Genomic DNA, 17,450 nt, shown 5'->3' on the forward strand with positions numbered 1-17,450 from the left:
ATGAGGTACCCGTCGGACGTCGGTGCTGCCCCGCCGGTTCCTCCGGTGGGTCCCGCCGATGCTAACCAGACCGGTCCGCCCCGGTAAGTTCCCACCCATGACCGACGTGACCACCGACGCCGCCGAGACCCGGCTGCGTCGTTCTCCGCTGGCCGAGCGACACTCCGCACTCGGTGCCAAGTTCGCCCCGTTCGGCGGCTGGGAGATGCCGCTGGAGTACGCCGGTGGCGGGGTGCTGCGGGAACACACCGCGGTGCGTACCGACGTCGGCGTGTTCGACGTCTCGCACCTGGGCAAGGTGCGGGTGACCGGGCCGGGCGCGGCGGAGTTCGTGAACTCCTGCCTCAGCAACGACCTGGGGCGGATCGGGCCCGGCCGGGCGCAGTACACGCTCTGCTGCGACGAGGCCACCGGCGGCGTGGTGGACGACATCATCGCCTACCTGTACGCCGACGACCACGTCTTCCTGATCCCGAACGCCGCGAACACCGCCGAGGTGGTGCGCCGGCTGCGCGCCGCCGCGCCGGAGCAGGTCACGGTCACCGACGAGCACGAGGCGTACGCGGTGCTGGCGGTCCAGGGACCGCGTTCGGCGGCGCTGCTGGCCGGGCTGGGCCTGCCCACCGACCACGGCTACATGAGCTTCTCGCCGGCCACCCTCGACGGCGTCGCGCTGACGGTGTGCCGCACCGGCTACACCGGTGAGCTGGGCTTCGAGTTGGTGGTCCCGGCGGCCGACGCGGTGACCGTCTGGGACGCGCTGTTCGCCGCCGAGCCCGCGCCGCGCGCCTGCGGGCTGGCCGCCCGGGACACCCTGCGCACCGAGATGGGGTACCCGCTGCACGGGCAGGACCTGTCGCTGGACATCAGCCCGGTGCAGGCCCGTTCGGGCTGGGCGGTGGGCTGGGACAAGCCGGCCTTCTGGGGCCGGGACGCGCTGCTCGCGGAGAAGGCCGCCGGTCCGGCGCGTACGCTGCGCGGCCTGGAGGCCGTCGACCGGGCCATCCCGCGCCCCGGCATGGCGGTGTACGACGGTGACACCCGGGTCGGCACGGTCACCAGCGGCACGTTCAGCCCGACCCGGAAGCAGGGCATCGCCCTGGCGCTGGTCGACACCGCCCCGGCCCTGACCGACGGCACCGAACTCCAGGTGGACGTGCGCGGTCGTCGCCTGCCGGTCCGGCTGGCCCGGCCGCCGTTCGTCGACCCCTCGGTGAAGTGACCGGCGACCGCGTGCGGTGACCTCAGGGGCGGGGCGGCTCCCCGGCGTCCAGGACCGCCTGGGTCCAGCCGCCCTCGATGACGCCGGAGGTGTCCAGGACGGCCCAGTCGACGACGTCGGCGGTCTCGACCTGCACCGGCGAGCCGATCCGGATCGAGGGGTCGGTGTTGGCGTCGCTGGCGCTGGTGCCGACGATCCGTTCCGGCGTGTCCCAGGCGGACACCCCGGCCCAGACGTACTCCGGGCCGTCGTCGCCGGGCAGCCCGTACTTGACCACGAGCTGCGTCTCCGACGGGAGCGCTCCGGCGCGGAACCGGGCCCGGACGTCGCCCAGTCCGGCGCGGGCGGTGGCCACCGCCCGGCTCATCGCGTCGCCGGAGCGCGCGTACCGCACGTCGGGCTGGATACCGGCGAACAGGGTGCCGCAGGCGGCGGCGAAGTAGCGCCCGTCCGGGCCGGGGTGCCCGGCCGGGGGCCGCAGGCTCAGGAACGAGTCGGCGTCCGGGTCGGTGGCCGGGTCCAGCTCCAGCCGCAGCAGCACCGGCGCGGTCGCGCCGTGCTGCTCCGGATTGCCGTACGCGACCGCGATGTCGTGCCCGGTGACCGTGGCCAGCACCGGCAGCGGCACGAACGCCGGCACCTCCTCGCCGGCCAGCCCGTCGGTCCAGTCCCGCAGCAGTCGGCGGGCGGCGCCGGTCATCACCGCGCCCCAGGCCCGGGTGAGGTGGTCCGGCACGCCCTGGGTCTGCAACTCCAGTAGACCGAAGCGGCGCAGCCCCTTGGTGGTGAACCAGAGCCCCTCGGCGTCCGAGGAGTACGGCACCAGCACCCAGTCGACCAGCCGGACCCGGCCCTCGGCGTCGGGCAGCGAGCGCAGGGCCGCCGCCGGGTCCAGGAACTGCAACCCGAACACGTCGACCACGTCGCCGCCGACCTCCTCGGCCACGGCGGCGGCCACCGCCCGGGCCGCCCACTCGTGGGCCGGCGGCCAGCCCGGCCGGTACTCGGCCTGCACCACCACCAGGTGACTCGCGGCGGCCAGCCGGCCGAGCTGTTCCTCGGTGGCGCCGAACGCGGTGAGCAGGTCCGGCGGCAGCTCGGGGAACTCGCCGATCGGGCGGATGTCGACGCTCATCAGCGGGCTGTCCAGCATCTGCACGGCCAGCCCGTGCACCGGCTCGGCCAGTCGACCGGCCAGCCCACGGACCGCCGTGCGGGCGGTCACCGACGGCAGCCCCACCGTCGGCACCAGATAGGTCGCGGTGAGCGACTCCGGGACCGGTACGGGCAGGAAGTCGTCGGTGATGAGCATGTCGTCCCCAGGGTGGCCGCGCCGGTGCTGTCGACAAGGAACGCTACCCGCCGGTGGTCGCACGGCTCAGCCGGACAGCACCAGACCCAGGTAGACCAGCGTGGTGACCAGCTCCACGGTGGCGCCGAGCACGTCGCCGGTGATGCCGCCGAGGCGGCGTACCACGTGTCGCAGCAGCCCGGCCGCGACGGCCAGCGCGGCGAGCACGACGAGCGGTCCCTGCCAGGGGCGATCCGGCACGGCCGGGACCGCCGCCAGCGCCACGGCGACCGTCGCCACGGCCAGCGTGACCGGCCCGACGGTGCCGGCGACCAGTGCGCCGAGCCCGTCCGGACGGGCCGCCGGGACACCCCGCCGGCAGGCCAGCGAGACCCCGAGCCGACCGGCCGCCACGGCCGCCAGCACCGCCGCGAACGTTGTCGGCCGGGACCGGCCGGCCAGCTCCGCCAGCGCCGCGGCCTGCACCAGCAGGACGAGCACCAGGGCGACCACGCCGAACGGCCCGACGTCCGGCTTCTTCATGATCTCCAGCGCGGCCGGCCCCCGCCGGTACGACCCGAGCGCGTCCACCGTGTCAGCCAGCCCGTCCAGGTGCAGACCCCGGGTGAGCAGGGCGCCTGCTGCGACGGTCACCCCGGCGGCGACCAGCGGCGCGGTGACCGCGTCGAGCAGCAGCAGGAGAGCGCCGAGCGGCACGGCCAGCAGGGCGCCGACCAGCGGGGCGAGCGCCATCGCCGTACCGGCCGTGGTCCGGTCGATCCGGCCGGCGCGTACCGGCAGGATGGTGAACGTGGTCAGGGCCAGCCGCGCCCCGTCGCCGAGCCGGGGCTCAGCCGGCACGCGTGCCCTGCTCCGCCGGTTCGGTGCTGGTCGGTCCCGGGCCCGCCGGCTCGGGCTCGCGGAAGTCCGGCTCGTCCTCCTCGACCGGCTCCGGCTCATCGGTCGGGTCCCCGTCGCCGGCTTCGTCCACGTCGTCGGCCGTGTCGTGCGACGGGCGGGGCGGCAGCGCGGCGGCCAGCGCCAGCACCGAGCGCAGCAGCGGCAGCACGGTCAACGCGTTGGCACCCTCGCCGAGGTCCAGCCGTAGCTGCGCGAGCGGGCTCAGGCCGAGCACGTCGGAGGCCAGCTTGACGGCCGGGTGCCCGCCGTGGTCGGCCAGCATGCACCAGTGCCGCGCCTGCCCGGCCAGGTCCCGGCTGACCAGGCCGGCGGCCACGCCGACCGGTCCGTCCAGCAGCACCGGCGTGCGGCGCGCGGTCGCCCCCAGCAGGAGGCCGGTGGCCACGGCGATGTCGCCGCCGCCGAGCTGGGCCAGCACGTCCTTGGCGTCCCGGGAGGCCCGCCGGGTGCGGTGCAGGGCGTCCCGGACGGCTGCGCACCGGGCCATCCAGGCCACGTCGTCGATCTCGCCGTCGGAGGTGACCACCCGGCCGAGCACGGCGGGCGCCTCGGCACCGGCGGTCGCGGCCAGCACCGCCGCCGCCGCGGCCTCGGTACCGGCGCCGCACGCCGCCACCACCAGCAGTTGTACGCCGGAGTCCACGGCCTCCTCGGCCAGCCGCCAGCCGTACCGCAGCGCGGCGTCGACCTGCTCGGCGGTGAGCGCCGGGCCGTGCTCGATGGCGGCGGCGGTGGGCGCCTCCACCACCTGCAGGCTCGCCCCGCTCTCGGCGGCCAGCCGGGCGAGCACACCCTGACCGGCGCGGGTCGCCTCGGCACGCCGGGCCGACTCCCCGGGCCGGGTGCCGGCGGAGCTTCCGCCGTCGTGGTCGCCGTGCAGCAGCAGCACCCGGACCGACTGCCAGGGTGCCGGGGTCGGGGTGCCCTGGGTGGCGGCGGCGAACGAGACCACCTGTTCCAAGACGCCGAGCCCAGTGCCGGGTACGTCGAGCGTGGCCAGCCGGTCCACCGCCTGCGGACCGGCGTAGTCGTCGGGCATCGGAAGGTCCATGCCCGGCTGGATGACCAGGCCGGTGTCGGCCACCGGCAGCGTCATGGTGGGCGCGGTCCACCCGGTGTCGTCGGCGGCCGGGACCGGCGCCGGTGCGGCTGGTACCTCCGGGGTGGTCACCGGAGGCGACGCGGGCAGCGCCACGGCACCGTCGGCCGGCCGCGAGCCGATCGGGCCCGCCTGTGCGGGCACCGCCGTGCCGTTGACGGCGGCGGACGGGCTCGGCGAGGTCTCGACGGTCGGCGCCGGCTCGGGCGTGGCCGGCTTCAGCCGGACCGGCTGGCCGGCGACCACCAGCACCACGGTGTCGCAGGCGTCGGCGACGGCCCGGTTGACCGCGCCCAGCGCGTCGGTGAAGGCCCGACCCAGCGGCGTGGTCGGCACCAGGGAGAGCCCGACCTCGGGGCTGACCAGCACCAGCCGTGCCGGGCAGTCCCGGACGGCGGCGGCCAGCTCGGCGACGGTCGCGGTGTCGTCGGCCGGCTGGTGGGCCGGGTCGAGCAGCACCGTGACCCAGCCGCCGAGGTCGTCGACGAGCAACGTCTCGTCCGGCCGGGCGCTGGCGATCACGTCGGCCAGTCGGCGCGGGTCGTCCGCCGTCTCCTCGGTGCTCCAGGTCGCCGGCCGGCGCTCCCGGTGCGTGGCGATCCGAGCCGCCCACTCCGCGTCGTCGTCGCCTCCGCCGGCGGCGGTGGCCACGTACCGGACCGTGACCGCGTCGGCCACCAGGGCCTCGGCGAACTCCGACTTGCCGGAGCGGATGCCGCCGAGCACCAGGAGCGTGTTCCACCCGTCTAGGGACATGGCTCGTACCTTAACGGCCGTCCGGGCGGGAGCGGCACCGCAGGGCCACGCTCCCGCGCCAGCTCACCGAGGCTCGGGGGACTGGTACATGTAGTCGTTGGGGTTGACGTCCGCCGGCTTCGGGTCCTCCTGCCAGGCACCTTCGCCGGGGCGGGCGACCAGGGCGTCGACCAGTTCCTCCCGGTCCATCTCCCGTGCGCCCTGGATACCGCCGCGTACCGCCATGTCGCGAAGCTGTGCCGTGTCCATCTCCGGGATGGGTGTCGTCATCGTCGCCTCCGTGAAGATCCGGTTCCCCCGGAGATACCCGGCCCGGCGACGGTCAACCACCGACCGCGCACCGGTCCGCCCTCGATCGACGCCCGTGGCCGGGCGGTCGGCGGTGCGGTGCGACTACGCTGGCGGGGGTCCCGTCCCAGCGGGACATCAGCGGCGAGGGGAGACGCGCACATGGCGTGGAGCTGGCGGTACGAGGGCGCGAACGGCGAGTCGGTCGACGGGCCGGGGGAGTCGTTCGGCAGCCAGGCCGACGCCGAGTCCTGGATCGGCCAGACCTGGCGGGAGCTCGCGGCGTCCGGCGTCACCTCGGTCACGTTGCTGGAGGACGACCGGGTGGACTACCGGATGAGCCTCCAACCTCCGGCCCAGTGATGCCACCCCGGGACCCCGAGCCGCTGGTGCTGGGGGTACCCCGGGCCGCGTTCCGGCCCAGCCCGGTGTTCCTCGCCCTGGTCGCGTTGCTGGTCACCAGCGCGCTGCTGACCTGGCACGGGGTGGGCAACGTCCGACTCGCCGTGTTCGGCTTCGTGGTCACCGGCTGGCTGGTCTCGCTCTGCCTGCACGAGTACGCCCACGCCGTGGTCGCGTACCGGTTCGGTGACCGGGGGGTGGCCCACCGCGGCTACCTGACGCTCAATCCGCTCAAGTACAGCCACCCGCTGCTCTCCATCGCGTTGCCGGTGGCGGTGGTGCTGCTCGGCGGCATCGGACTGCCCGGCGGTGCGGTCTGGGTGGACCGGCACGTGATCGCCGGACGACTGCGACACACCCTGGTCAGCCTCGCCGGCCCGGCCACCAACGTGGTGTTCGCGCTGGTGCTGGTGGCGGTGCTGCGTCTCGGCTCGTCGGGCGGCGGGCCGGTGGAGTTCTGGGCCGCCGTCGCCCTGCTCGCCTTCCTCCAGGTCACCGCCAGCCTGCTCAACCTGCTCCCGGTGCCGGGGCTCGACGGCGGCAACATGATGCAGCCGTGGCTGAGCCCGCCGTACCGGAAGATGTACGACCTCTTCGCGCCGTACGGCTTCATCCTGCTGTTCGCGCTGCTGTGGAACCCGACGATCGGCGGCTGGTTCTTCGGCGCGGTCTTCGCCATCGGTGACGTCCTGGGCCTGCCGCCCTGGCTCTACGCCACCGGCCTGGACCTGGTCCGTTTCTGGCAGAGCTGAACCGCCGTCCCCGGCCGGGGCACGTGCCTGCCTCGGCCGGGGACGGGCCGGGTCAGGGCCGCTCGGCCGGCGACTCGGTACGCGCCGGGTCCCGCTCGGTGACCGGCTCGACGATCTCGTCGATCGCCTTGAGCAGACCGGCGTCGAGCTTGACCCCGGCCGCCTTGACGGTGTCGTGCACCTGCTCGGGGCGGGACGCGCCGATGATCGCCGAGGAGACGTTCGGGTTCTGCAGCACCCAGGCGACGGCGAGCTGGGCCATGGTCAGCCCGGCCTGGTCGGCCAGCGGCCGCAGCTGCTGCACCCGGGTCAGCACGTCGTCGGTGAGCCACTTGGCGATGAAGCCGGCGCCGGACTTCTCGTCGGTGGCCCGGGACCCGGCGGGCGGCGGCTGGCCGGGAAGGTACTTGCCGGTGAGGACGCCCTGTGCCATCGGGGACCAGACGATCTGACCGATGCCCAGTTCCTCACTGGTCGGTACGACCTCGCTCTCGATGACCCGCCAGAGCATCGAGTACTGCGGCTGGCTGGAGACCAGCGGGATACGCAGCTCCCGGGCGAGGGCGTGGGCCTCGCGGATCTGCGACGCCTTCCACTCGGAGACCCCGATGTAGTGCGCCTTGCCGGAGTGCACGACGTCGGCGAACGCCTCCATCGTCTCTTCCAGCGGCGTGCTGTAGTCGTACCGGTGGGCCTGGTACAGGTCGACGTAGTCGGTCCGCAGCCGGCGCAGCGACCCGTTGATCGACTCCATGATGTGCTTGCGGGACAGGCCCCGGTCGTTGCGGCCCGGACCGGTGGGCCAGTACACCTTGGTGAAGATCTCCAGGCCCTCGCGCCGCTCCTGCTCCAGCGCCCGGCCGAGGACGTCCTCGGCGCGGGTGCCGGCGTACACGTCGGCGGTGTCGAAGGTGGTGATGCCGGCGTCCAGGGCGGCTCGGACGCAGGCGAACGCGGCGTCCTCCTCGACCTGCGAGCCATGGGTGATCCAGTTGCCGTACGAGATCTCGCTGACCATCAGGCCGGAGCGGCCCAGGTGTCGGAATTCCATGCCACGACCCTAGCCCCACCGGGGGTACGAACGGCCAGGGCGATTCTCGACGCACCGGCCGACGTGGCCACCGTCGTCGGTGGCGTGCCGGTTGCGGACGACCACCGCACCTCGGTCGCGACGAGCGGTCCGTCCAGGTCAGAGCATCGGGCTGGTGTCGCTGAGCAGTCCCTCGATCTCGGCGACGACCTCGTCCGGGTTGCGGAACACCGGGGCGATCAGAGACCCGCCGCGCCGGTCCAGCGCGCCCCACTGTCCGACGCCGTTGGTGGCCAGGAACGCCACCGGATGGATCAGCAGCACCGGGTGGGCCGGGGCGACCAGCACCTGACCGGTCCGGTCCACCACACCCTTGCGTCCGGCCAGGTCGACCACGGCCAGCCCCTCGTCGGTGAACCCGTCGACGTACCGGCCGTCGGCGAGGGTGGTGTGGAAACCGTGGTAGCGGGTCGGCACCACGATCTGCCCGGTGCGGTCGACGGCACCCCACCCGTCCCGCCGGACCGCCGCCACGCCCCGGCGGAACGGCCGCACCTCGGCGAAGCCGGGCGGCACCACCACCGCACCGGCGGTGTCCACCGCCAGCCAGCCGCTGTCGTCGCGCACCACCCAGGCCAGCCCGTCGGAGAAGGGCCGGGCCGCGAGGTAGGTCGACTCGACCACTGTCTCGCCGGTCAGGTCGATCAACGACCACCGGTCGCTCTGCGTGCCGCGTACCCAGGCCAGACCCTCCCGGAACGGCTGGGCCTCGGCGTACCGGGCCGGCACGACCAGGTCACCCTCGCCGTCCGCGTACCCCCACAGGCCCTCGTCGCCGTCGCGGGCCGGCACCGGCGGCCGCTCCCGCTCCAACACCTCGTCCCAACTTCGCGGGTACGGCCCGAAGCCGCCCTCCTCGGCGCGCGCCGCGATCGCGTCCAGGCCGACGCGTACCCGGGCCAGCAACTCGGCGTCCCCCTCGCCGCGCAGGTCGAGGGCGCGCTCGAAGTGGTGGCACGCCTCCATCAGGCGGCCCTGGTCATAGCAGGAGCGCGCGGCGTGTTCGTGCAACGCGGCGCGCAACCGGTCGGGCAGCTCCACCGAGTTGGCCTCCGCGAACAACCGGTCGGCCTCGGCGAACTCGCCCCGCCAGCGCAGCACGTGCGCCAACCGGGCCTGCGCCAGCGCGGACCGCCGCAGCTCGCCGGTCGCCTCCGCGTAGGTCAGCGCCATCCGGCCGTCGTCCACCGCGTCGTCGAGATCTCCGAGTACGCGCGACGCCACCGCCCGCAGGCTCAGCAACCGGGCGCGGGAACGGTTGTCCAGGGCGGAGGCGAGCTTGTCGGTGAGCCCCTGCCGAAGCTCCCGCAGTTCCTCGGGATCGTCGACCAGTTCGCGCAGCGTCGTCGGGTCGAGCCGCCAGGGGTAGTGCGCCAGCACCTGCTCCGGGTCGGCCGGTGCCTCGGGCTCGTCCTCCGGCTCTGGTGCCTCGTCGGGCTCCGGCTCGTCGTCCGATGCGGCCGAGCCGGCGTCCGTGGCCGGGCGGTCGGTCCCGGAGAGCATGTCGTCGGTGTCCGCCGGTGGCATCCCGGTGTCCGACGGCGCGGTACCGGCGCTGGACGGCGTGGTGCCGGTGGTCGGTGCTGCCGCGTCGTCCGACAGCGCTGAGGTGTCCGACGGCGCTGAGGTATCCGACGGCGCTGAGGTGTCCGACGGTGTGGTCGGGTCGTGCGGCGGTGCGGACACCGGCGCGGCGGGCGTCGACGAGTCGTCGAGGTCCGGGAACCTCTCCGTCTCCGGCGAGGTGCCCGTGACGCTCGTCCGAACCGACGGGGCGGCGGGCACGGCGGAGACCGGGGCGACGGGCGGTGCGGAGACCGGTGCCGGCAAGTCCCGCTCCGCCGGGCGCGGTCCGGGTGGTGCGGAGACCGGCGTCGAGGTGTCGAGGACCGGCGGCGCGGAGACCGGGATGGCGAGCTGCGGTACCGGGTCCGTCGAGTAAGGATCGGACGGCCCGGCGGCGGACACCACGGACGTCTCCGGGAACACGGGCGCGGACACCGGTCGGGCCGGCGGTCCCGAGACCGGCCGGTCCGGGATTCCTGAGACGGGTCGGTCCGGCGGTCCGGAGATCGGCCGTGCGGGTGGTCCGGAGACCGGTGTCGCGGGTGGCCCGGAGGCCGGGCGTGCCGACATGTCGACATCGGCGCGGAACGACGGCGTCGAGAGGGACGGCGTCGGCGGTGCCGAGATCGGCCGGTCCGTCGTCTCGGCCGGCCCGGCGCTGAACCACGACGGCTCAGGTGCCTCGGGGGAACCGTGACGGGCGGGCCGGTCGGGGGTGACCGCCGGACCGGGATCGGCTGCCCCGAACCATCCGGCTCCGCTCTCCGTCGGTGCCGGGGACGGCGAGTGTGCGGCCGGCTCGGCCGGCGGCGGGAGGAAACGGGTCGGCTTCCGGGTGGCGGGCCGTGGCTCCGACCTCTCCGACCCGGACCGTTCGACCGGTGGCCGCTCGACCGGCGTGTGGTCGAGTGGTGGGCGGTCGGCTGGTGGCCGTTCGATCGGCCTGCGGTCGAGTGGCGGGCGTGCCGGCCCGGCGGTCGTCGGCGCGTGCGTGGGCGGTGCGGAGACCGGGCGGTGACTCGGCGATGCCGAGGCTGCTGGCGGTGCGCTGACTGGACGCTGACTCGGTGGCGCGGAGAACGGTGGCGCGGAGACCGGCGGCGGGACAACGGCGGGTCGGTGGCTCGGTGGTCCGCTGACCGGTCGGTGGCTGGGTGGTGCGGAGGTCGGTGGCGGTGTCGCGACCGGTCGGTGGCTCGGCGGCGCGCTGACCGGTCGGTGGCTCGGGGGTGCGGAGACCGGCGGCGTGGCGGGGGCCGGTGGCGGCGGAACGGCGCGCTGCGTCGGCGGCGCGGAGACCGGACGCACCGGTGACGGACCGGCGGCGGGTGGTGCCGCCGCGACCGAGGGTGCCGGGGTCGGCGGCGGGGTGGCGACGACCGGCTGGTCGTGCAGGGGTGCGGGACGAACCTGGTGCTCGTGCAGCGGAGCCGGGCGTACCTCGTGCTGGTGCAGTGGTGCCGGCCGGACGGTGTCCCCGGCCGGCGTGCGGTTCCCGGCGGCTGCGGCGGGCCGGTCCCGGTTCGGGTCCGGACGGTCGGGACGTTCCCGATCTGGGCGACCGCCGGTGGTCCGATCGCGGTCGGTGTCGTCGGGCCGGTCCGGGACCACGGTGAGCGGCCGGTCCCGGTGCGTGACGTCGGGCCGACCACGCTCCGGTGCGGGAGAGACGGGCCGGGCGCGACCGGCGGCGGGCGACACCGGGCGGTCCGAGTCCGGCGCGGGGCTGACCGGTCGGTCGGGGACCACCGACAGATGGGGGCGGCCAGTCCGGAGGACGTCGTCGTCGGGAGCCGCGGAGACGGGTCGGTCGAGGTCGGGCCGTCGGGCGGCCGGGCGGTCCGAGTCGAACCGCTCGGGCCCCGCCGGGTCCGGGAATTCGTCGGCGCGGCGACGCTCGTCCGGTCGGTGCCGGTCGGTACCGGGCTCGGGAGCCGCCGGTCGCTGGTACTCGCGGTGGTCCCGTCCGGTGCTCGGGCGCAGCGGCCCGGGGGCGGGCCATGGCAGGTCCCCGCTCGTGGGTGCCGCATCCCGTTCCGGTGGTTCGGGACGCTCCCACTCGTCGCGGGTGCGGATCGGCTCCTCGTCGACGTAGCCGTCCGGGTACGGGGCGCTGTCCGGGTCGCCCACGCTGAAGTCCTCGCGGTAGTCGTACCGCTCCACCGACGGCCGGTCGTCGACCGACGGCTCGCCAGGGTGGCTGCTCCACTGGTAGCGGGGCCGTGAGGAGGATTCACCGGTCGGCCGCCGGTCGGCGTCCTCGGCCGGTCGACGCGCGGCGGAGGGCCGACGCCGGTCGTCGTCCGGCTCTGCGGCCCAACCGGGCTCCGCGCGTCCGGCCGGGGAGATCGGCGCATCCCGGTCCCAGCGGCCGTCGCGCCCGACGGGTTCGGACCGACGTGGGCGCTGGGGGTGGCGGTCGGGGTCGCGCTCGTCCCACCGGTCCGGGCCACGCCGGGCATAGCGCTCCTGATCCCGGTCGTCGCGTCGGTCCGGATCGCGTCGGGCATAGCGGTCCGGGTCACGGTCGTCGCGTCGGTCCGGATCGCGTCGGGCGAAGCGGTCCGGGTCGCGTGGGTCAGTCCCACGGCGGGCGTACCGGTCGGGGTCTCGGTCGTCGCGTCGGTCCGGATCACGGCGAGCGTACCGGTCCGGGTCACGGCCGTCCGGGTCGCGCCGGTCCGGGTCGCGCCGGTCCGGAGCGCGCCTGTCTGCGTCGCGCCGGTCCGGGGCAGGCCGGTCTGCGTCGCGCCTGTCTGGGTCGCGCCTGTCTGCGTCGCGTCGGTTGGCGTCGCGTCGGTCCGGATCGCGGTCATACCAGTCGGCGTCACCGCGCTCGGGGGCGTCCCAGCCGAAACGGTCCCGGTCCCGTCGGTCCGGGTCCCGTCGGTCGGGGTCGCGTCGGTCCGGGTCACGGCGGGCGTAGCGGTCGGCGTCGCGGCGGTCGGCGTCGCGTCGGGCGTACCGGTCGGGTTCCCGTGGGTCGCGGCGGTCCGGGTCGCGTCGGGCGTAGCGGTCGGGTTCCCGTGGGTCGCGGCGGTCCGGGTCGGGCGGGGCGTACCGGTCGCGGCGGTCCGGGTCCCTCGGCGGGTACCGGTCGGGGTCGCGCTGGTCGTGACGAGTCGGTGTACCGGCGGCACCCTGGGCGCCCATCTCGGACCAGGTGATCCCGTCCCGTTCGCGCTCGGACCATCGGCCCTCGGGGCCGGGTCGCTCCGGACGCGCACCGGCGAGCGACCGGTCGTACGGTGGCGCGCTGGTGGGCCCGTCGTGGCGTCGGGGCTCCGGGATCTCCTGCCGTCCCGGCCGACCGTCCGGCTCGTCGTCCCAGGACCGGCCCACGTACGTGCCGTCCGGCCGGGTCGGAGCGAGTGGCGGCACCTCGGCGCGGCCGACCGCGCTGGACCGGCTGCGGCCGGGTGGCGGCTGGTGGTCGAGGCCGATGTCACCCGGGTATCGCTGGCCCGGGAACTGGGGTTGCCACTCGGCCGTCGGTTCGACGACCCAGGACGGATCGGCGGGGCCCGGCCACCGGTCGGCGTAGCCGCGACTCATCCGCAGGGCCCGTCGCTGCGGCCGGGACGTCGCCGGGTGGCGGCGCCGGCTGCGGCATGGCGGTCTCGGGCCGGCCCGACGGACGGCGCGACACCGGAAGGCAAGGTCACGGCAGACCACGGGACCGACGTCCGCCCGTGCACGGGCGCGCCCCGGTGGTCGGCTCGCGTCCGCTCGCTCACGCCGATGTCACCTCGTCGGAAATGGTCGCGCTGGGCACCCCTGCGGGCCGGTGAAGTCGCTCGTCCCGGCACCGAATGGCTGCGCATGGAGGGTAGCGGCGTGGGCTCGTTCACCGCCACTGCGGCACCCTCGTCGAACTCAAACGTTATCCTATTGATCAGGACATTTAGGGCTTTGATCGGGTCGGACTTCCCGCGATCCGCAACCCTTGGTCAACTCGCCGTCGCGGCACCCGTCGCGAGTCAGGGATGCTCCATCACCAGCACCGCGAACGTACCCGGTGCGAGGGCCTCGTAGCGGTGCGGGGCGTCGCCCGGGAAGGTCGCGTAGTCTCCCGGGCCGAGTTCCACCTGGTCCTGTTCGGGGCCGCAGCGCAGTCGACCGGCGCCCACCACCACGTGCTCCACGCTGCGCGGGGTGTGTGGGTCGGCGGTACGTACCCGGCCCGGCTCCAGCTCGATCAGGTACACGTCCCGGCGGGCGTGCGCGGCTCCGGCGGTCAGCAGCGTGCCGACGAAGTCGGCGTGCTCGGAACGGATGCGGGGGCCGTCCCCGGCCCGGACCACCCGGACCGTGGTGGCCGGCGGCTCGACCAGCCGGCTGAACGGCACGTCGAGCGCCACTCCGAGCGCCCACAGTGTCTCCACACTCGGGTTGCCGACACCGGACTCCAGTTGCGACAGCGTCGACTTGGCGATGCCGGCCCGCCGGGCGAGCTCGGTGAGGGAGATGCCCACCCGTTGCCGTTCGTAGCGGAGGGCGGCGGCGATGGTGGCCAACGGGGGAGTGGGTTCGGGGGCCATGGTTCGCTCCGTCGGTCATGCTGTTCTATTTGACGAACATCAGCGGCGTGTTCATCATGATGAACCATGCGTACGCCAGAACGAACACCGGGGGCCGGCGTACTCCGGGACGTCGCCGCCATCGCGGCGGCGATGGTCGCCGTGGGCGCCTCGTTCGGCGCGGTCGCCGTGGCGGCCGGAGTTCCCGGCTGGGCCGCCGTGACGATGTCGGTCCTGGTGTACGCCGGCGGCGCGCAGTTCATGGCGGTCGGGTTGCTGGCCGCCGGCAACCCGGTCGCCGCCGTCCTCGCCGGGCTGCTGCTCAACGCCCGGCATCTGCCGTTCGGGTTGACCCTCGGTGACACGATCGGCCGCCGACTGCGGCACCGTCTGCTCGGCAGTCACCTGATGACCGACGAGGCGACCGCGTTCACCCTGGCCCGGCCGCCCGGTGCCGACCGCCGCCGGGCGTTCTGGCTCGCCGGGGTGCTGCTCTTCCTGGCCTGGAACGCCGGCACCGTGCTCGGCGTGCTGGCCGGCGGGGTGGCCGGTGACCCGGCCGCACTCGGCCTGGACGCGGCCTTCCCGGCCGGCCTGATCGCCCTGCTGCTGCCCAGCCTGCGTGATCCCGAGACCCGGCGGATGGCGCTGGCCGGTGCCGTGGTGGCGGTACTCACCACGCCGCTGCTCCCCGCCGGCCTGCCGGTGCTGCTCGCCCTGGCCGGCCCGGGCCTGCTGGCCGTCCAACGGATCCGGACCGGCCGGACGCGGGTCGACGCAGCGCAGACCGCCGCGCCGGGCGGTACGCCGCAGAACTCCATGCCGGGCGACGCGCTGGAGGCACCCGAGTCGGGCAATCGGCCGCAGATCGCTACGCAGCCGGTCGACACACCGACGGTCGACGTGCCGGGGGCCGATCCGGTGCCGGCCGGGCGAGGGGAGAAGGAGCCGTGCTGATCGCGGCGATCGTGGCGCTGGCCGTCGGGACGTACGCCTTCCGGGTCGCCGGGGTGCTGCTGCGGGACCGGCTCGACCTGCCGGCGTGGGCGCGGCAGTTGCTGCCGGTCGGCGCGGCGGCCCTGCTGGCGGCGCTGGCGGCCACCGCGGCGCTGACCGAGGCGGGCGGCTTCGCCGGCTGGGCTCGACCGGCGGGGGTGCTGGTCGGGGTGGCGCTGGCCTGGCGACGCGCGCCGTTCGTGGTGGTGGTTCTCGCCGCCGCCGGCACCGCTGCGGTGCTGCGCCTGCTCGGCGTGCCGTGACCGGTGCCGGTCGCGGGCCGGAGAGGGTCGCCGCCGCGCGGCGGCGACCGGCGGGTCAGACCGGGTCGCCGAGGGCGACCCGCGGCTCCGGGGTACGCAGCTTGCGGAAGGTGATCGACCGCATGATCGCGTAGAAGTAGAGCGAGCCCATCCGCTGGTCGGTGCGGGGGAAGCGTTCCCGGACCAGCTTCTTGATCTTGCGCGAGATGAGCACGGAGTCGATCACCACGCCCAGCGCCAGCGCGCCCCAGAGCAGGTTCGAGGCGAGCCGGATCTCCGGGGGCATCGCCTGGTTGGAGCCGATCAGCACGACCAGCGCGCCGCCGAAGAACCAGGTGCCGACGGTCCGTCGGGAGTCCACCACGTTGCGGGCGAGCAGCCGCTCCGGCCCGCGGTCGCGCGGACCGCCCTCGCGCCGGAACTCCGCCGACGCCTCGGCGCGCCGCTGGCGACGCAGCGCCTTGGCCTCGTCCTTGCTCAGCGGCTTGGTCGCGCCGGCCGGCCGACGGCCGGTGACGGGCCGCTTGGGCGTCTCCCGTCCCTTGCCCGGCGTGTAACCACGCGCACGAGTGGACTCCGACTCCTCCTCGGCCGGGGTCTCCGGCTCGGTGACGGGATCGGCGAGGTCGGCGGACTTACGACGAAACAGCGACGGCACGCGGCAAGGGTAGCCAACGCCACGAGGCCGGTGCACATCGGTGCACCGGACCCGTGCGGGAGGGGCCGGAGTCCCCGGTCGAGGTCAGGGTCGCTCGACGTGCGCGCCGAGGTCGGCGAGCTTCGCCTCGAAGTCCTCATAGCCCCGGTTGATCAGGTCGACGCCGTACACCCGGGAGGTGCCCTCGGCGGCCAGCGCGGCGATCAGGTGGCTGAAACCGGCCCGCAGGTCGGGGATGACCAGGTCGGCCGCGTGCAGTTTGCTCGGCCCGGCGATCACCGCCGAGTGCTTGAAGTTGCGCCGGCCGAAGCGGCACGGGGTGCCGCCCAGGCAGTCCCGGTAGACCTGGATGTTCGCGCCCATCGTGTTGAGCGCCTCGGTGTAGCCCAGCCGCTGCTCGTAGACCGTCTCGTGGACGATCGACAGGCCCCGCGCCTGGGTCAGCGCCACCACCAGGGGCTGCTGCCAGTCGGTCATGAAGCCCGGGTGCACGTCGGTCTCCAGGGCCACCGCGTTCAGCTCGCCGCCCGGGTGCCAGAACCGGATGCCGCCCTCCTGGCCCGGGTGCCCCAGCTTCGGCGGGCGGGCGTCGGTCACCTCGTACTCGCCGCCGACCGAGCGGAAGACGTTCAGGAAGGTCATCATGTCGGCCTGCTCGGCACCGAGCACCTCGACGTGACCGCGGGTGGCCAGGGCCGCCGCGGCCCAACTCGCCGCCTCGATCCGGTCCGGGATCGGCCGGTGCGTGTAGCCGTGCAGTCGGGGCACGCCCTGGATCTCGATGACCCGGTCGGTGTGCACCTTGATGATCGCGCCCATCTTCTGCAGGATGCAGATCAGGTCGATGATCTCCGGCTCCACGGCGGCGTTGCGCAGCTCGGTGACGCCCTCGGCCATCACGGCGGTGAGCAGCACCTGCTCGGTCGCGCCCACACTCGGGTAGGGCAGCGAGAACTTGGTGCCGTGCAGCCCGTTCGGGGCGGACAGGTGCAGCCCCTCGGGGGTCTTCTCGACCGTGGCACCGAACTCCCGCAACGCCTGGAGGTGGAAGTCGATCGGCCGGGGGCCGATGTGGCAGCCGCCCAGGTCCGGGATGAAGGCGTGCCCGAGGCGGTGCAGCAGCGGTCCGCAGAACAGGATCGGGATGCGGCTGGAACCGGCGTGCACGTTGATCTGGTCGGTGCTGGCGCTCTCCACGTTGGCGGGGTCGAAGACCAGCTCGCCGTCCTCGAGGCCGTCGGTCACCTTGACGCCGTGCAGCCCGAGCAGGCCCCGGACCACCTCCACGTCGCGAATCTTGGGTACGTCGAACAACCGGCTCGGGCTGTCGCCCAGCAGGGCGGCGACCATCGCCTTGGAAACCAGGTTCTTCGCACCGCGCACGCGGATCCGCCCTTGAAGCGGGGTGCCTCCGTGTACGACCAGGACGTCGTCGGTCAACGCAACCTCCAGCGCGTGCGTGCTGCCGTATCGATCTGGGTCACCGCAGGTGGCTACCCACGGCGCGGTCGCGGCCAAACGCACACGCCCGCGGTGTCTCGTCCGCCCGGCAGCATAGCCCTCTGTGATGAGAATGGATCCGGTCACACTACCCCTGGGGGCATTTATCGGTGATCCGGCACTTTT

14 protein-coding genes are annotated in these 17,450 nt (G+C 74.6%); 5 read left to right on the forward strand and 9 right to left on the reverse strand.

The window, feature by feature from the left end; genetic code table 11:
* The first annotated feature begins 97 nt into the window (after positions 1-97).
* Positions 98-1,222, forward strand: a complete 1,125-nt coding sequence (gene gcvT, locus ACZ31C_RS20675; RefSeq protein WP_465796669.1) for a glycine cleavage system aminomethyltransferase GcvT — start codon at positions 98-100, stop codon at positions 1,220-1,222.
* A gap of 22 nt (positions 1,223-1,244) precedes the next feature.
* Here the strand turns inward: gcvT and ACZ31C_RS20680 are convergent, their stop codons facing one another.
* From ACZ31C_RS20680 to ACZ31C_RS20695, 4 genes are all read right to left on the reverse strand, one after another.
* Positions 1,245-2,534 (reverse strand): DUF2314 domain-containing protein, encoded by a 1,290-nt coding sequence (locus ACZ31C_RS20680; protein WP_465796670.1) that lies wholly within the window; start codon positions 2,532-2,534, stop codon positions 1,245-1,247.
* Positions 2,535-2,600: 66 nt separating this feature from the next.
* Positions 2,601-3,374, reverse strand: a complete 774-nt coding sequence (locus ACZ31C_RS20685) for an adenosylcobinamide-GDP ribazoletransferase (protein ID WP_465796671.1) — start codon at positions 3,372-3,374, stop codon at positions 2,601-2,603.
* Positions 3,364-5,289 (reverse strand): bifunctional adenosylcobinamide kinase/adenosylcobinamide-phosphate guanylyltransferase, encoded by a 1,926-nt coding sequence (gene cobU, locus ACZ31C_RS20690; RefSeq protein WP_465796672.1) that lies wholly within the window; start codon positions 5,287-5,289, stop codon positions 3,364-3,366. The genes ACZ31C_RS20685 and cobU overlap by 11 nt, the downstream gene beginning before the upstream one ends.
* A gap of 63 nt (positions 5,290-5,352) precedes the next feature.
* Positions 5,353-5,559, reverse strand: a complete 207-nt coding sequence (locus tag ACZ31C_RS20695) for a hypothetical protein (RefSeq protein ID WP_131057367.1) — start codon at positions 5,557-5,559, stop codon at positions 5,353-5,355.
* A 180-nt stretch (positions 5,560-5,739) separates the two neighbouring features.
* Here ACZ31C_RS20695 and ACZ31C_RS20700 point away from each other — a divergent pair, with 180 nt between their 5' ends.
* Together ACZ31C_RS20700 and ACZ31C_RS20705 are read left to right on the forward strand one after the other, a co-directional pair.
* Positions 5,740-5,940 carry a hypothetical protein gene (locus ACZ31C_RS20700; RefSeq protein WP_350696218.1) on the forward strand — a complete coding sequence of 67 codons (201 nt, stop codon included), beginning with the start codon at positions 5,740-5,742 and terminating at the stop codon, positions 5,938-5,940.
* Positions 5,940-6,731: a site-2 protease family protein gene (locus ACZ31C_RS20705; RefSeq protein ID WP_465796777.1), complete on the forward strand. Its 792-nt coding sequence runs from the start codon at positions 5,940-5,942 to the stop codon at positions 6,729-6,731. The genes ACZ31C_RS20700 and ACZ31C_RS20705 overlap by 1 nt, the downstream gene beginning before the upstream one ends.
* 52 nt (positions 6,732-6,783) lie before the next feature.
* Here the strand turns inward: ACZ31C_RS20705 and ACZ31C_RS20710 are convergent, their stop codons facing one another.
* The 3 genes from ACZ31C_RS20710 to ACZ31C_RS20720 all read right to left on the reverse strand — a co-directional run bounded on the left by ACZ31C_RS20710 (position 6,784) and on the right by ACZ31C_RS20720 (position 13,928).
* A complete protein-coding gene (locus tag ACZ31C_RS20710) occupies positions 6,784-7,782 on the reverse strand; it encodes an aldo/keto reductase family protein (RefSeq protein ID WP_449954056.1) in 999 nt (332 codons plus the stop codon).
* 138 nt (positions 7,783-7,920) lie between these two features.
* Positions 7,921-12,942, reverse strand: a complete 5,022-nt coding sequence (locus ACZ31C_RS20715) for a WG repeat-containing protein (protein ID WP_465796673.1) — start codon at positions 12,940-12,942, stop codon at positions 7,921-7,923.
* Positions 12,943-13,367: 425 nt separating this feature from the next.
* Positions 13,368-13,928, reverse strand: coding sequence for a helix-turn-helix domain-containing protein (locus tag ACZ31C_RS20720; protein ID WP_396752347.1), 561 nt, complete (start codon positions 13,926-13,928; stop codon positions 13,368-13,370).
* Positions 13,929-13,994: 66 nt separating this feature from the next.
* Here ACZ31C_RS20720 and ACZ31C_RS20725 point away from each other — a divergent pair, with 66 nt between their 5' ends.
* Positions 13,995-14,864, forward strand: a complete 870-nt coding sequence (locus ACZ31C_RS20725; protein ID WP_465796674.1) for an AzlC family ABC transporter permease — start codon at positions 13,995-13,997, stop codon at positions 14,862-14,864.
* On the forward strand, positions 14,858-15,166 hold the full coding sequence (locus ACZ31C_RS20730; RefSeq protein ID WP_176094924.1) for an AzlD domain-containing protein: 309 nt from the start codon (positions 14,858-14,860) through the stop codon (positions 15,164-15,166). Before ACZ31C_RS20725 ends, ACZ31C_RS20730 begins: the two co-directional genes overlap by 7 nt.
* A 55-nt stretch (positions 15,167-15,221) precedes the next feature.
* On the opposite strand, the gene ACZ31C_RS20735 is transcribed toward ACZ31C_RS20730, so the two are convergent.
* Both ACZ31C_RS20735 and murA read right to left on the reverse strand, forming a co-directional pair.
* Positions 15,222-15,824 (reverse strand): DUF3043 domain-containing protein, encoded by a 603-nt coding sequence (locus ACZ31C_RS20735; protein WP_465796675.1) that lies wholly within the window; start codon positions 15,822-15,824, stop codon positions 15,222-15,224.
* A gap of 84 nt (positions 15,825-15,908) precedes the next feature.
* Complete coding sequence (murA, locus tag ACZ31C_RS20740) at positions 15,909-17,264, reverse strand: UDP-N-acetylglucosamine 1-carboxyvinyltransferase (RefSeq protein WP_465796676.1); 1,356 nt, start codon at positions 17,262-17,264, stop codon at positions 15,909-15,911.
* Positions 17,265-17,450 lie beyond the last annotated feature (186 nt).

The sequence above is a fragment of the Micromonospora sp. NPDC023869 genome, from assembly GCF_055559695.1.